The sequence below is a fragment of the Gordonia sp. NPDC003585 genome (assembly GCF_040610755.1).
GTDB lineage: Bacteria > Actinomycetota > Actinomycetes > Mycobacteriales > Mycobacteriaceae > Gordonia.
Genome location: NZ_JBEXMX010000066.1, coordinates 1 through 15298, shown reverse-complemented (window position 1 = coordinate 15298; position 15298 = coordinate 1). Strand labels below are relative to the sequence as shown.

General features: G+C 66.6%; 14 protein-coding genes. 8 read left to right on the top strand and 6 right to left on the bottom strand.

Features of this window, described 5'->3' with window-relative positions:
- Positions 1-12: 12 nt before the first annotated feature.
- The 4 genes from ABZW74_RS17425 (at position 13) to ABZW74_RS17410 (ending at position 3299) form a co-directional block, all read left to right on the top strand.
- Positions 13-792: an SDR family NAD(P)-dependent oxidoreductase gene (locus ABZW74_RS17425; protein WP_240860578.1), complete on the top strand. Its 780-nt coding sequence runs from the start codon at positions 13-15 to the stop codon at positions 790-792.
- Between the two features lie 9 nt (positions 793-801).
- Positions 802-1224: a hypothetical protein gene (locus ABZW74_RS17420; protein ID WP_240860579.1), complete on the top strand. Its 423-nt coding sequence runs from the start codon at positions 802-804 to the stop codon at positions 1222-1224.
- 67 nt (positions 1225-1291) lie between these two features.
- The gene (locus ABZW74_RS17415) at positions 1292-2032 is read left to right on the top strand and encodes a hypothetical protein (protein WP_240860580.1); all 741 of its coding nucleotides are present in this window, start codon (positions 1292-1294) and stop codon (positions 2030-2032) included.
- 16 nt (positions 2033-2048) lie between these two features.
- A complete protein-coding gene (locus ABZW74_RS17410; RefSeq protein WP_355277909.1) occupies positions 2049-3299 on the top strand; it encodes a hypothetical protein in 1251 nt (416 codons plus the stop codon).
- Between the two features lie 75 nt (positions 3300-3374).
- On the opposite strand, the gene ABZW74_RS17405 is transcribed toward ABZW74_RS17410, so the two are convergent.
- The 3 genes from ABZW74_RS17405 to ABZW74_RS17395 all read right to left on the bottom strand — a co-directional run bounded on the left by ABZW74_RS17405 (position 3375) and on the right by ABZW74_RS17395 (position 6349).
- Positions 3375-5210, bottom strand: a complete 1836-nt coding sequence (locus ABZW74_RS17405; protein ID WP_240860583.1) for an acyl-CoA dehydrogenase — start codon at positions 5208-5210, stop codon at positions 3375-3377.
- A gap of 138 nt (positions 5211-5348) precedes the next feature.
- Positions 5349-6119, bottom strand: coding sequence for a deoxyribonuclease IV (locus ABZW74_RS17400; protein WP_240860585.1), 771 nt, complete (start codon positions 6117-6119; stop codon positions 5349-5351).
- 14 nt (positions 6120-6133) lie between these two features.
- Positions 6134-6349: a hypothetical protein gene (locus tag ABZW74_RS17395; protein WP_240860587.1), complete on the bottom strand. Its 216-nt coding sequence runs from the start codon at positions 6347-6349 to the stop codon at positions 6134-6136.
- Positions 6350-6540: 191 nt separating this feature from the next.
- On the opposite strand from ABZW74_RS17395, the gene ABZW74_RS17390 reads away from it, so the two are divergent.
- From ABZW74_RS17390 to ABZW74_RS17380, 3 genes are all read left to right on the top strand, one after another.
- Complete coding sequence (locus ABZW74_RS17390; RefSeq protein ID WP_355277906.1) at positions 6541-7740, top strand: phosphatase PAP2 family protein; 1200 nt, start codon at positions 6541-6543, stop codon at positions 7738-7740.
- Positions 7741-7985: 245 nt separating this feature from the next.
- Positions 7986-8228 carry a hypothetical protein gene (locus ABZW74_RS17385; protein WP_240860591.1) on the top strand — a complete coding sequence of 81 codons (243 nt, stop codon included), beginning with the start codon at positions 7986-7988 and terminating at the stop codon, positions 8226-8228.
- 101 nt (positions 8229-8329) lie between these two features.
- Positions 8330-8932, top strand: a complete 603-nt coding sequence (locus tag ABZW74_RS17380) for a DUF305 domain-containing protein (RefSeq protein ID WP_240860593.1) — start codon at positions 8330-8332, stop codon at positions 8930-8932.
- 64 nt (positions 8933-8996) lie between these two features.
- Here the strand turns inward: ABZW74_RS17380 and ABZW74_RS17375 are convergent, their stop codons facing one another.
- Both ABZW74_RS17375 and ABZW74_RS17370 read right to left on the bottom strand, forming a co-directional pair.
- Complete coding sequence (locus tag ABZW74_RS17375) at positions 8997-10067, bottom strand: DUF4185 domain-containing protein (RefSeq protein WP_240860594.1); 1071 nt, start codon at positions 10065-10067, stop codon at positions 8997-8999.
- Positions 10068-10141: 74 nt separating this feature from the next.
- A complete protein-coding gene (locus tag ABZW74_RS17370) occupies positions 10142-11023 on the bottom strand; it encodes an acyl-CoA thioesterase domain-containing protein (protein WP_355277902.1) in 882 nt (293 codons plus the stop codon).
- 105 nt (positions 11024-11128) lie between these two features.
- On the opposite strand from ABZW74_RS17370, the gene ABZW74_RS17365 reads away from it, so the two are divergent.
- Entirely contained in the window at positions 11129-11701 is a 573-nt protein-coding gene (locus tag ABZW74_RS17365) for a DUF308 domain-containing protein (protein ID WP_355277900.1), read from the top strand.
- 17 nt (positions 11702-11718) lie between these two features.
- Here ABZW74_RS17365 and ABZW74_RS17360 read toward each other — a convergent pair.
- Positions 11719-15298, bottom strand: a 3580-nt coding sequence (locus tag ABZW74_RS17360; RefSeq protein ID WP_355277898.1) for a Pls/PosA family non-ribosomal peptide synthetase, incomplete at its 5' end; no start/stop codon positions are given.

Genomic DNA, 15298 nt, shown 5'->3' with positions numbered 1-15298 from the left:
ATCCTCCGAAACGTGGATATCAACGGAGCTAGTGCAATTGTCACGGGCGGCGCGTCGGGCATCGGCGCGGCGTCGGCCCGCCAGCTGGCGGCCAAGGGCGCGAAGGTGGTCGTCGCCGACCTCAACGCAGAAAAGGGCGAGGAACTCGCCAAGGAGATCGGCGGCGCGTTCGTCAGCGTCGACGTCACCCAGACCGACCAGATCGAGGCCGCGGTCAACAAGGCCGCCGAACTCGGCCCGCTGCGGGTCCTGGTCAACTCGGCCGGCATCGGCTGGGCGCAGCGCACCATCGGCCGCGACGGCGAGTTCGCGTCGGCGCACAACCTCGACGCCTACAAGAAGGTCATCGCGATCAATCTGATCGGCACCTTCGACGCGATCCGTCTGGCCGCGACGGCGATGAGCCGCAACGAGCCGCTCGACGCGCACGGCGAACGTGGCGCGATCGTCAACATGGCCAGTGTCGCGGCCTTCGACGGTCAGATCGGCCAGGCCTCCTACTCCTCATCCAAGGGCGGTGTGGTCGGCATGACGCTGCCGGTCGCTCGTGACCTGGCGGCGGTCGGCATCCGGGTGAACACCGTTGCTCCGGGCCTGATCGACACCCCGATCTACGGCGAGGGCGAGGCCGCCGAGGCGTTCAAGGCAAAGCTGGGCGAGTCGGTACTGTTCCCGCATCGTCTCGGTGTGGCCGACGAACTCGCGTCGATGGTGGTCGAACTGGCCACCAACTCGTACATGAACGCCGAAGTTGTCCGCGTCGACGGCGGCATCCGGATGCCACCGAAGTAATCTGGCGCTATGCCTGTTGGGGGAAACAACGCGAGGCGCGCTGCGGCGGTGATGGCCGCCGCCGCAGCGCTCGGCCTCGTGGTCGGGGGTTGTTCGCGCGACGTCGAAGGCACGGCGATACCGACGTCCGGCTCGGTGGTGTCGAGTTCACCGTCGACCACCACCAGCACCACGTCGACGACGACTACAACGAGTACGACGACGTCGACGTCGATACCGCCGCAATCCGGGGCGGCGACCGATCCGGATCAGATGACCTGTGGCACCTACATCTCGCTGACTCCCGAACAGCAGCAGGCGACCATTCGGGCCTACGCGCAGCGCCACGACCGGCCGCTGCTCTCGTCGAACGAGAACGCCTATCGCCTTGTGGCTGTGTTCTGCACTCTCGATCCGAACCAGCTGATCCGCGACAGCCTGCTCCTCAAGTAGGCGTCGGAATCGGTGCATCACAACCAATGCGCTGAATCGGACATGAGAAGAAGTAGCATCTCTGTCCATGACGACTCCACCGCCCTATCCTGGTCAGCCCGGTGTTCCGCCGAACGAGCCCGGCCAGCCGTATCAGCCTGGGCAGCCGTATCAACCCGGCCAGCCATACCAGGCCGGGCAGCCGTATCAACCCGATCCGGCGGCCCAGCCGGGCGCCTATCAGCCGTACCCCGCGCCGGCGGGCGGTGGGTTCACGCCGCCGCCCAAGAAGTCCAGTCTGAAGTGGCTGTGGATCGGCCTGGGCATCTTTGTGTTCCTGGTCGTGATCGGCATCATCGGCCTGTTCGCATTGGGTTGGGCGAACAAGGACAACGTCAATGACTCCGATGATGTGGCGGTCGGCGACTGCGTACGAATCGAGAAGGATTCCGGCACCAGCATCAAGCCGGTGAAGATCGACTGCGGCACGTCCGACTTCCATTGGTCGGTGGCCGCCAAGGTCGACGTGAGCAGCCAATGCGGCGAATCGTATGACACAGTGTGGTTCCGCGGGTCCGGTGACGATAGCAAGACGCTGTGCCTCGCCCGAGAAATGCAGGTCGGCAAGTGCTACGAGTGGCCCTCAGTGGCCGGATCGCTCTCTGACGTGCGAGAGATCAGCTGCGGCTCGGCGCCACAGAGCGCCTTCGTGGCGGTCAAGATCGACTCCCGGCAGTCGGGCCCACCCAATTGCGATTCCGGTCAGCAGTCGCTGCATTACACCAGGTCGCCCGAGCTGAGCTACTGCTTGACGGTGACCGAAGACTAGGCGCCGGAGCCCTCCGATGAGGTCGTGGCGTAGCGCGGTGGTGGTGATCGTGAGCGTCGTCGCAGCGACGCTCACGACGTTCGGGACAGCGGTCGGCCGGGCCGAGCCGGTCGGTCAGGGCGACACCCCGGGACCGGTCTGCGCGTGGCAGATCATGTCCAATCGTGATGACCTCAATGTCGCCTTCCCGGACGTCAACGCGACCTACTGGGTGTTGCCGTATGCGCTGGGGCCGGGCGATTCGATCTCGCTGTCGGGCCGCTACCCGCACGCGCGGTACTTCTCGCTGAACACCTACGGCACCGACTTCAACACGGTGGACACGTTGCGGGACAACCAGATCCGGCCTGCCGGCAACGATGTCAACCCGTTCGTGGATCCAGCGGCGGCCGCGGGTGGTTCATGGCAGGCCACGGTGGTCAATCGTGCACCGAATCGCTCCCGCAACGAGATTCGCGGCCTGCCCGCGGCGGGTGCACAGCGGGTGCCGGTCGGGTTCCTCATCGTCCGGGTGTACGTTCCCGACGATCCTTCGTCGCTGAGTGGGGGTGTCGAACTTCCCACGGTCGTCATGCATCTCGGCGGAGCGCAGGTCACGCTCCGGCCGTGCGCAGTGCCGTTCAACCCGCGCAACTACAGCGGTCCGATCGCCGCGGCGCTCACGTCGGTGTTCGATCGGGCGATCGCGGGCGCGGCCGCGAACTCCTTCCCGGCCGGATCGCCGGAGGCGACCTTCGTCAATCCGAACTCGACCGCCGGCCTGTTTCCGAACGGCGACAACAAGTACATCGGTGCGGGTCTGACCTACCGGAAGGGACGCGTCGTCGTGATCCGCGGGAAGGCGCCGACCTATCCGAACACGCGCGCCGGTGCATCACCCGCGCAACCTGGAGTCGGCCTGCGCTATTGGTCGATGTGCCAGAACGACAAGGTGACCCCGTACCCGGTGGTGGCGTGTGCGGCCGACTTCCAGACGCGCCTCGACAGCGACGGCTACTACACATACGTGGTCGCCGCACCCGCAGACCTGAGTCGCTCGTCGGACCCGACGGCGACGGTGATCGGCTGGGGTGACACGAATGTGCCGACCAAAGTGGTCTTTCTGCGAAACATGTTGCCGTCGTCGGGCTTCTACCCCTCATCGGTGCAGGCGGCGCAGAGCAGGGGCGGTGATCCCGCCGTCAGTATGGGCGCCTACTACCCGCGTGCCACCTACTGCGATGTGGTGGTACTGAGGTCGCAGGGGTGGCGGGCCTGCTACCGCTGACCAGTCCGCACACACAAAACTCCCACTTACACAGGAGGTTTCGTGTGTAAGTGGGAGTTTCAGGTGTAACGGAACTCAGAACGCGGCTTCGTCGAGCTCCATGATCTCGTTGTCGACGTTCTCCACGGTGACGCGCACCGAGGTGAGCAGCGGCAGCATGTTCTTGGCGAAGAACGTGGCGACCGCAACCTTGCCGTCGTAGAACGACTTCTCGTCGCCCGCCGCGCCGGCGTCGAGCTTGGCGAGTGCGACCTGCGCCTGCTTGAGCAGCAGCCAGCCGATGAGGAGGTCGCCGACGCTCATCAGGAAGCGGACCGAACCCAGCCCGACCTTGTAGAGCTCCTTCGGATCTTCCTGTGCCGCCATGAGATTGGTGGTCAGCGACGCGGCCATGGCCTGCACGTCCTCGAGTGCGGTCTTCAGCAGCTGACGTTCCGCCTTCAGGCGGCCGTTGCCGGCCTCTGACTCGATGAACGACTGGATCTGTCCGGCGACGTGTGCGAGCGCCTGGCCCTTGTCGCGGATGATCTTGCGGAAGAAGAAGTCCTGCGCCTGGATCGCGGTGGTGCCTTCGTAGAGCGAGTCGATCTTGGAGTCGCGGATGTACTGCTCGATCGGGTAATCCTGCAGGAAGCCCGAACCACCGAGCGTCTGGAGCGACTCGTGACCGAGGTTGGCGTAGGCCCGCTCGGAGCCGACGCCCTTCACGATCGGGAGGAGCAGGTCGTTGACGCGGTGTGCCATCGACGCGTCCGCGCCGGAGACGATCTCTGCCGCAACGGCATCCTGATGCGACGCGGTGTACAGGTACACGGCACGCAGACCCTCGGCGTAGGCCTTCTGGGTCATCAGCGAACGACGCACATCCGGGTGATGGGTGATGGTCACGCGCGGCGCGGCCTTGTCGGTCATCTGGGTCAGGTCGGCACCCTGCACGCGCTCCTTGGCGTAGTCGAGTGCGTTGAGATAACCGGTCGACAGAGTCGAGATGGCCTTGGTGCCCACCATCATTCGCGCGTGCTCGATGACCTCGAACATCTGCGCGATGCCCTTGTGGACCTCGCCGACGAGCCAGCCCTTGGCCGGGACGCCGTGCTGGCCAAAGGTGACCTCACAGGTGGCCGACGCCTTGATGCCCATCTTGTGCTCGACGTTGGTGACGAATGCGCCGTTGCGCTCGCCGAGTTCACCGGTCTCCGGGTCGAAGTGGAACTTGGGAACGAAGAACAGTGACAGGCCCTTGGTGCCGGGGCCGGCACCCTCGGGGCGGGCCAGGACGAGGTGGAAGATGTTCTCGGTCATGTCCTGGTCGGCGGAGGTGATGAAACGCTTCACGCCGTCGATGTGCCAGGAGCCGTCTTCCTGCTGCGTGGCCTTGGTGCGGCCGGCGCCCACGTCGGAACCTGCGTCGGGCTCGGTGAGGACCATGGTGGCGCCCCAGCCGCGCTCGGAGCAGATCGCAGCCCACTTCTTCTGCTCGTCGGTGCCGTTGTTGAAGAAGATGTTGGCGAAACCCGAACCCGCTGCATACATGAAGATCGGCGGGTTGGCGCCCAGGATCATCTCGCCGATCGCCCAGTAGAGCGAACGCGGAGCAGGCAGGCCGCCGAGTTCCTCGGCGATGCCGATCTTGTCCCAGCCACCCTCGACGAGGGCGTTGTAGGACTTGGTGAAGCCCTCCGGGATCGTCACGGAGTGGGTCTCGGGGTCGAAGACCGGCGGGTTGCGGTCGGCGTCGACGAAGGATTCCGCGATGGGTCCCTCGGCCAGGGCCTTGACCTCGCGCAGCATGTCGACAGCAGTCTCGTGATCGAGATCGCCGAACTCGCCCGACTCGAGGACCTTGTCGAGTTCGAAGACCTCGAAGAGGTTGAACTGGAGGTCGCGCATGTTGCTCTTGTAATGGCCCATGGTGTTCCTATCTGGCTGGCTCGGTGGGCAAGTCTGAGATCGACGAACGCATAAGTTACTCGTCGGTAACCTCAGTTTACGCCCGAGTAGCGTTGCCGACAACTCGTCTGGCTGTGAAGGTGCTTACTTTTGCAAGCGTCAGAGCGCGTCGCGCAGATAGGCCAGGTCGGCGGGGATTCCCTCGGCGGGGGTCTCCAGGATCACCGGGGCGTCGGCGGCCTTGGCCACCGCCGCCAGGACGTCCGGATCGATGTGACCGGACTCGAGGTTGGCGTGCCGGTCGCGTCCCGAGTCGAACTCGTCGCGCGAGTTGTTGAGGTGGACGAGATCGATGCGTCCGGTGATCGCCTTGACCCGCTCGACGAGTCCGACGAGGTCCTCGCCGCCGGCCCACGCGTGGCAGGTGTCCAGGCAGAAGCCCGCGGCGTCGAAGTCACCCACCGCCTCCCAGAGCCGGTCGATCGATTCGAGGGTGCGCGCCATCGCGTGGTCGCCGCCCGCGGTGTTCTCGATCAGAATCGGCACACCGAACCCGCCTTTGTCGGCCTGGCGGTCGAAGAGCTTGCGCCAGTTGGCGAATCCCTCGGCCGAAGCCTCACCGTCGCGCAGGTGACCACCGTGCACGACGAGTCCGAACGCGCCGAGTTCGGCGGCCGCAGCGGCCTGCTGCTCGACCGCCTTGCGGGACGGCATCCGCAAGCGGTTGTTGAGGCTCGCGACGTTGATCTGATAGCTCGAATGCACCACGACGTCGACGTCGGAATCGCGGATGTCCGCAGCACGCGGATTGGGTTCGGGCTTCTTCCAGCTCTGCGGATCGGTGACGAACATCTGGAAGACGTCTATCCCGAGTTCCTCGGCGGTGGCCAGCGGGTCTGCGTCCTCGCGAAGGTGTGCTCCAATGCGCATGAATCAGACGATAGTCAGTCCCCGGGACAGGGTTCGGTCTCGATGGTGATCGGGACGCCCGGCGCGATCAGCAGCCGGCAGGGGGCCGGACTGTCGTGGTAGAGGTTCAGCCATTCGTGACCACGGCTTCCGGTGCCGTACACCGACTCGAGTGTGCGGTTCAGCCGGGCTTCGGCCTCCTTGGTGATGATGTAGCGCTGATCTCCATAGCGCAGATACCGATTGGGCACCTGACCTCCTGCTTCAACGGCGTCGACCACTGCAGCCAGTGTGACGCACAACACGCGTCCGGGCATGGAAGAACGAGAATCGGACACGCAGCCGACAGGTGGCCCCTCGACGAACCCCCGATGGCCACTAGACTGACGGCAGGTTACGAGGGTGGGTGCCCCGCGGGGTGTGACGGGCAGGAACTTCTTCGGTGAGTGTGGACGACACAGTCGGTGAGTCTCGAGCAGATCCCCCTACCCCAGATTCTTCGGCACCCGAACCGATCCCTGGCCTGGAACCGATCCTCGATGATTTCGCCGCCGCCGCCGAGATGGAGGCCGAGCCGGAGAAGCGACGTGACCTGACCGTGGTCCGACGGATCGCGATCGGTGCGTGGGTGATCCTGCTGATCGGCGAATTCCTGCTGGAGGGGCTCGCCATCGATCGGACCAGCCTGATCATCCTGATGTGCCTTGGTCTGCTGGCCGGATGTATCGGCCGGCGCAAGGCGATCACCGTGATCATCGACTGGCTGCCGTTCGCGCTGATCCTGATCCTCTACGACCTGGTCCGCAACTTCGCGCAGGCCATCGACATGCCGGTGCAGTGGCACCTGGCTGTCGACGTCGACCAGTGGATGTTCGGGGTCAACCCCACCGTGTGGTTGCAGACGCATCTGAAGGAACCCACCGCGCCATGGTGGGAGGTCGTGGTCAGCATCGTCTACATGTCGTTCTTCGTCATCCCGTACGCGGTGGCCGGGGTGCTGTGGCTCCGGGACCGCATGGCCTGGCGGCGCTACGCCGCGTGCTTCATCGCGACATCGTTCCTCGCGCTGATCGGCTACACGCTGGTGCCCGCGGCTCCACCGTGGGCGGCGGCGAAGTGCACGGCGGCCGACGTCGTCGACCATCCGCACGACCCGCCCTGCATGTACCAACTGGCCGGTCCGGTCGAGGACAACCTGCTCGGCGACGTGGAGCCGACACACGAGGGGGCCAATCCGTACGTCGAGCGGATCTCGTCGCGTGGGTGGGACTTCCTCGGCATCGCCGTGGCGTCGAGCCTGGTCGAGGTCGGACAGGGCAAGTCGAACCTGGTCGCGGCGATACCGTCGCTGCACGCGGGATTGAGCATGCTGTTGGCCCTGTTCATGTGGCCGCGCGTCAAGGCACTCGGAAAAGTGCTGTTCATGGCCTACCCGCTCGCCATGGCCTTCGCGCTGGTCTACACCGCCGAGCACTACGTCTTCGACATCCTGCTCGGCTGGGGCCTGGCCGCCATCGTGATCGTGGCGTATCGCGTGGCCGACCGGACCTGGCTGATACCCCGGCAGAAGCGACTCGCCGAGGAAGCGGCCCGTGCCTCCGACGACGAGTCCGCGGCCGACAAGGTCGCCGCGACGTCGTAGTGCGTAGCATCACGACCGTGCGACGACACCTCCCGCGGGCCTGGCCCGTCGTTCTCATAGCGCTGGTCGTCGCCATCCCTCTCATGCACGTGGTCGTGGCGGTGTGTGCGGATCACGGGCGCGGGTCCCACGCGGTGTCACCTACGCACGTCGACCACACCGCGCATGCCCAGACCCCAAACACACAGACCCCAAACACACCGGCCCCGCATACCCCGACCCCAGGCGTACCGACTCTCACCGCAGTGGTGTCGAGCGCGGACGATTCGATGGGGCCAGGGGACCACTGCGACGCACACGGTCACCCCTGCAGTTTCGTCCGGGCCGACGACGCGGATCCGCCGGTCGTGGTCCTGGTGTTGCTCGTCTGGGCGTTCCTGCTCGCCGCCGGTCTGTGTCGACGCGGATTCCCGGCGGTCCACGTCCTCGGCAGACCACCCCCGTGGGCGATACGCACGCATCTCGAGCTCCAGGTGATTCGCTGCTGAGCATCACGAAACGACCGGATGTACTCCGGTCACTTTGTCATGCCCGAAATCAGTCATGCCCGAAATCAGCAGAAACACTTGTCTCGTAAGGAAGTTCGACCATGCATCACCTATCTCATCGCAGCGCTGTGCTCGCAGCGGCACTGGCCGCGACCGTCGCGTTCGGAGTCGCCGGCTGCGCGAACTCCGGTTCGCCGGCCGGGCCGTCGAGTTCGACGGCCGTCTCGCAGGCGGCGCCGCACAACGACGCCGACGTCCGATTCACGACCGGGATGATCCCGCACCACGAACAGGCCCTCGACATGGCTGATCTCGTGACCGGTCGGACCGGCAACGCCGAACTGATCGCTCTGGCGACCGCGATCAAAGGCGCGCAGCAGCCAGAGATCGACCAGATGACTGCGCGTCTGCGGTCCTGGGGCGTCGAGCCGCCCACGGGTGATCACGCCGGACACGGAGGTCACCAGGCAATGCCCGGCATGATGTCGGCCGCCGAGATGTCGGCGATGCGCACCGCGTCGGGCGAGCAGTTCGACCGATTGTGGTTGCAGGCCATGATCCGCCACCACGAGGGTGCCGTCGCCATGGCGGACACCGAACTCCGCGAGGGCTCCGATCCTGCGTCGAAAACTCTTGCGGCGCAGATCAAATCAGCGCAGCAGCGGGAGATCGCACAGATGAGGCGGATGCTCGGCCTCGCCTGACGACAGAACGACGCTGGGCTCCCGGATTCTTCCGGGAGCCCAGCGTCGTCGTAGTTCGCCTCGCCTACTTCTTGAGTGGCAGGCGCATGAGGTACACCTGGTAGCCCAGCGAGATCGAGTAGGTGAAGTACAGCGTGCTGCCCTTGGACCACGGGTGGATGTAGGGCGCGTAACCGGTGTAGGGGTCGGCGCTCGGGATGACCAGTTCGCCGGAGGACCATGGCCCTTCCGGCCGGTCGGCGGTCCGCAGTTTCACGCCGAGATCGCCCTGTGCCAGCGAGATGTACTTGCCGAGGTAGTCGTTCCATGCGACGGACAGTTCGCCGTTCGGACGGGCCATGATCGGGGTCGCCGCATCCGGGTTGTTGCGCAGCCACTTTCCGTAGGAGAGGTACTCCCAGCGGCCGAGCTTCTCGATATCGGATTCCTCGACGCGGGCGAGGTACACCGAACCCCACCGGCCGTCGGGAGTGCCGTAGTAGTACAGCGTCTTGCCGACCTTCAGGAAGGCGCCCATCTGGAACTTCTTGTTGCCGCCGCCGTTGGGCCGGAAGGCGTTGACCGGCTTCCAGTTACGACCGTTGTCGGTGGATTTCACCAGCGCCGACCAGTTGGTCAGCCAGTTTCCGGGGCTGCCCCAGTTCTTCACCGACATCACCGTCATGTACTGCGCGCCGTTCGCCGCGATGCCCGCGGTCGGGATGATGGTGATCTCCTTGCGCACGTTCGGCTTGAGGAGGCGCTTGGCATGTCCGGGCGGACCCGAATGTCCGGTGAAGGTCATGCCGTCGGCGAGGTAGCGGTCGTTGCTGCGCAGCAGAACATTGGAGCGCCAGTAGAACATCTGCCCGTACAGCCACGACCAGCCGTTGATCGACTGGGTGTCACCGAAGGCGGTGAGGATCTCGCCGTGCCCGTTGTCCCACATGATGCCCAGGTCGGTGCCGAAGATGTTGTATCGGCCGATGGTGTCGTTCTGGGCGAATGGGCCGGTCAGGCGGGACACGATCGATGCCGGACCAGCGGCATTGGCGGCCGACGCGACCTGGGGGTTCACGCTGAGTCCGAGCGTCATGGCTGTGGCCAGGCCGGTCACGGCCAATCCCACGCGCAGTCGGGCGAGGCTCCGTTTCATGGCGAGACCATATCAAGGCCGCGGTGTGGTGCGCGCGCGGCGATACGACTTCCGGTACCGAAATGTCCGATTTCTCACGCGTCTCGGTAGCGTCCAGAGCTGTTCGCGGTGGTGAAGTCGATCTCGGCCGCGGCATTGTTCACCGCGGTGACCGTCGCGGTGCCGATCATCCCGTTTCGGTCATAGAGCCCGGAAGTGCTGACCGAGATGCCGTCGTTCTCGACGTGCGCGTCGGCCTCCACGCCCACCCGCGGCCCCTCGGGCAGCCGAGCCAGGGCGACGGTGAGGTCGCAGTTGATGAACCCGATGCCGGTGGTTCCCCAGTTGCAGACCAGGCTGGTCGACTCGGCACTGATCACCGCCTGCTGAAACGGGGTCAGCGGCTCGCCCGCTACGGCCGGCGCCGCCCGCGACCACAGACGTTTGCGATATCCGTCCTGGTGGGTGGCCATGTCGGAGTTCCACGGACCGACCGGTGTGCCAGGGCCATCCGAGGAGAACCGGGGGAAGTAGTCGTCGTCGGACACGTCGGGTGGGGTGAAGGTCACCGCATCGTCGGGCCGCACCCAGCGGTCGCCGGGCGGATTGGCCGACTCCTTGAGGAACACCGTGGTGCCGCGTGCGACGACGACCCCGTCGTCGAGGGTGTCTTCGGTAGCGAACTGGACCACCTCGACCTCCGCGACCCGGATCCGGCCACCGGAGCGGAGGAGTCGGCCACGAGTGGTCGTCGGTTGTTCACGTGCCGCCTTGAAAAGGTCGATCGTGAACCGCGCCGGCCGAAAACCTTCCTCGCCGTGTGCCTTCTCGGTATGCCGCGCGGCGATCGCGCACACGGCCGGACCGTTCAGCGTGCCGGGCGCCCACAGGCTGCGGGAGAAGCGCGTCGGATGCAGGAGTTCGACGTCGGGATGCGCAGCGGAGTCGCGGCGTTCGAAGAATGCGATGGTGACCACACATAGTTCCTACCCGGTCGCCTTCTCACCCTTCTCGGGCGGTCCCAGGCGAGTTGGGCAAGAATTCACCGCCCTCCGGCGTCTGCACGGGATAATCTCTCCGCCATGACCTTCGCCGTCTACACCAAACAATTCCCCGACGAACTCATCGGCGCCGTGCGCACCGCGATGATCGTGACCGCCATCATCGGCATCGTGCTCGGCCTCATCGCCGTCATCTGGACGCCCGCCGCCGTCCTGACGGTCGCGATCCTGTTCGCGATCTCGCTGATCATCGCGGGCATCTTCCGCATCTACCAGGCATTCGCCGCGACATTCCTCAGTGGCGGAATTCGGTTCCTGCTCGGCATCATGGGCGTGATCGTGCTGCTGGCCGGGATCTTCGCGCTGTTCAGCCCCGAAGATGCCATCTGGCTCCTGGCGCTCTTCATCGGCATCGGCTGGATCTTCCAGGGCGCGGCGGATCTGTACGGCGCCGTCTCGAAATCGGGACACGCACCCACCTGGTTCCTGGTGCTGTCCGGCGTCATCGCGATCCTCGCCGGCATCGTGATGATCGTGGCGTCGCAGGCCTCGCTCTTCGTCCTGACCTGGATCGCCGGAATCATGCTGATGATCATCAGCGTCGTCACCCTTCTGACCCTGCCGAAGAAGGTCGACGCCGCACCCGCTCCCTGACCCGACACCCGCAGCGCTCAGTCCCCATCCCACGGTGCGATCGGGTTGCCCTGCCAGCGGGTGTGGGCAGGCACCACGTCGCCTCGCATCACCAGCGACGCGGGTCCGACGGTCGCCGATTCGCCGAGGCCGGACGCCGGTAGCGCGACGCAGTGCGGACCCAGCGTCGCACCGGCTTCCAGGACGACGCGGTCGATGGCCATCACGCGGTCGTGGAACAGGTGGGTCTGCACCACGCAGCCGCGTTGGACCGTTGCGCCGTCGCCGAGGCTGACCAGGTCGGCCTCGGGCAGCCAGTAGGTCTCGCACCAGACTCCCCGCCCGATGTGCGCACCGAGCATCCGCAGCCACAGGTTGAGGATCGGGGTTCCGGTGGCGGCGTTGGCGAACCACGGCGCGGCAACCGTCTCCACAAAGGCGTCCGACAACTCGTTGCGCCACACGAACGAACTCCACAGCGGGTGCTCGCTGACGGTGATACGCCCGACGACCAGCCATTTGGCGCAGGCCGCGATGCAGCAGGCACACATGCCGGCGACGAGCAGGATCAGCCCCGACACCAGCGCGGCGATCCCGTAGTGCGACTGGTTTGCGATGTACTGCAGTCCGAGCAGCATGAAGATGCCGAGTCCGAAGGACACCATCACCGGCACCAGCCGCAGCGTCTCGATCACTGCGCGCGCCACCTTCAGCCGCATCGGCGGATCGAAGGTGCGTGAGGTGTCGGTCTCGGCAGCGGTACGACGCAGCCGGACGGGGGGACTGCCCAGCCAGCTCGACCCCGACTTGGCGCGGTCGGGGGTGGCCGAGAGCACCGCGACGAGACCGTTCTTGGGTACCTTGCGGCCGGGTGCGGTCATGCCGGAGTTGCCGAGGAACGAGCGTTTGCCGATCTTCGCCTCGTCGATGTGCAGCCAGCCGCCGCCCAACTCGTACGACGCGACCATGGTGTCGTCGGCGAGGAACGCGCCGTCGCTGATCGTCGTGAACTTGGGCAGCACCAGTGCCGTGGAGATCTCGGTGCCGGTGCCCACCTTGGCCCCGAGGAGTCGGAACCAGCCCGGGGTCAGCAGGCTCGCGTACAGCGGGAACAGGTAGGTGCGGGCCGAGTCCAGGAGCCGCTCGGTCATCCACACCTGCCAGCCGACCCTCGACCGCACCGGGTAGTAGCCCTTCTCCAGCCGCAGCGAGAGGAGGCGCACCAGGACGACGGTGATGACGGCGAACACCAGGAGACTCGTCAGGGTGGCGGCGGGCAGGAGGATCAGTGCCCGACGTCCGACGTCACGCAATCGGTCCGCGTGCAGCGCCCACGTACCGATCACCGCCAGACCGGCGCCCAGCGAGATCAGCGGGATGGCGGCCAGCACCAGCGACGACAGCCCGTAGACGGGTACCCAGAACGGACTGCGTTCGGGGCGATGGTCGGGCCACGGATGATCGGCCTTGCCGACCTTGACGGCCGGGGAGCCCGCCCACTGCTGTCGCGCCTTGACCCGGCCGAACACGGCTGAACCGGGCTCGACCTCGGCGTCGCGTCCGACCACCGAGCCGGGCATCAGGGTCGAACGGGCGCCGATGGATGCACCGCGTTTGATCTCGATCCCACCGATGTGGACCACGTCGCCGTCGATCCACCAGCCCGACAGGTCCACCTCGGGTTCCACCGATGCACCTTCGCCTACGGTCAGCAACCCGGTCACGGGCGGGATCGTGTGCAGGTCGACGCCCCGCCCGATCTGGGCGCCGAGCGCGCGCGCCAGGTAGATCATCCACGGCGCTCCCGACAGGTTGGCCGCGCCGCTGGCGTCGAGCAGGCGTTCGGCGACCCAGAGCCGCAGATGCACGCCACTGCCGCGTGGGTAGTTGCCCGGTCCCACCCCGGAGAGCAGCAGGCGCGCGCCGGCCGCCGCGATCAGCATCCGGCCCGGCGGGGTGATGAAGATCAGGAAGGCCGCCAGCAGCACCCACCAGTTGACCTCGATCAGCCAGGGCACCGAACGGTCGACACTGTCGGTGACGAGGATCGCCACGTTGTTGACGACGCCCAGCCAGGTGGCCCACTGCAGGCCGGTGAGGGTGGTGAGCGGGACCGACAGCAGGATCTGGGCCACACCGGTGCTGCGCGGGGTCGGCGTGACGTCGCGTTCGACGACGACCGTGGCCGGCCGGCGCGCGGCCAGCATCTCCGACATCGAACCCAGCCGCGGGTGGTCGTAGAGATCGGCGACCGTGATGTCGGGGTAGCGGGCGCGCACGGCCGTGACGAGTTGCGCGGCAGACAGCGAGCCGCCGCCCTCGGCGAAGAAGTCGGCGTCGGGGTGGGTGATGGTCACGCCGAGGACGTCGGTCCAGCACTGCGCCAGCCATGCCGTGTGTTCGTCGAGTGCGGGTGCGGCCTCGTCGGCGGGTGCGCCGGGCAGCGGCCAGGGCAGAGCGTCGCGGTCGACCTTTCCCGATGTGCGCGTGGGCAATTCGTCGACGACGGCCAGTCTCGGCACCATCGCGGCGGGCAACGCCCGGGCGAGTTCGTCGCGTGCTCGTTTCAGATCGAAGTCGGGGTCCGCGGACACCAGGTACCCGACGAGGAGACTGTTGCCGGCCGCCGACCGCCGGACCGCCGCGGCCGCGCCTGACACTCCCGGAAGATGTTGCAGCGCATTGTCGATTTCTCCGAGTTCGATGCGCCGACCGCCCACCTTGACCTGATCGTCGGCCCGTCCCATGAACACCAGACCGGCGGGATCGAGGCGGACGAGGTCGCCGCTGCGGTAGGCGCGCTCCCAGCCGAGCGTCGGCATGGGAGCGTACTTTTCGGCGTCCTTGGCGGGATCGAGGTACCGGGCGAGTCCGACGCCGCCGATGATCAGTTCACCGACCTCACCTTCGGCGACCGGGTTGTCGTCGGGCCCGACGACGGCGAGATCCCACCCGGCCAGCGGTAGCCCGATCCGGACGGGCGGCGTGCCGGTGAGCGGTGCAGCGCAGGCCACCACGGTGGCCTCGGTGGGGCCGTAGGTGTTCCATACTTCGCGGTCGCCGACGGCGAGTCGTTCGGCCAGTTCGGGCGGGCAGGCCTCGCCGCCGAAGATCAGCAGCCGGACGGCTTCGAGGGCTTCCGGCGGCCACAGCGACGCGAGGGTCGGGACGGTCGAGACGACGGTGATGTCGCGCTGCACCAGCCACGGGCCGAGATCCATGCCGCTGCGGACCAGTGACCGGGGCGCAGGCACCAGGCAGGCCCCGTTACGCCAGGCCAGCCACATCTCTTCGCACGATGCGTCGAACGCGACCGAGAGCCCCGCGAGGACCCGGTCGCCAGGGCCGATCGGGTTGTCCTGCAAGAACATCCGCGCCTCGGCGTCGACGAAGGCGGCTGCGTTGCGGTGGCTGACGGCCACGCCCTTGGGGGTACCGGTGGAGCCCGAGGTGAAGATGATCCACGCGTCGTCGTCCACCGTGGGGTACTCCGGACCACCGTGATCGCCCGCGCCGTTGCCGGTGGCGTGGATGCCGTCGGCGTCGGCGATCGCGTCCACGGCCGCCTCGCCGAAGACCAGGGCGGCGCGTTCGTCGGGGTCGTCGTCGTCTACCGGC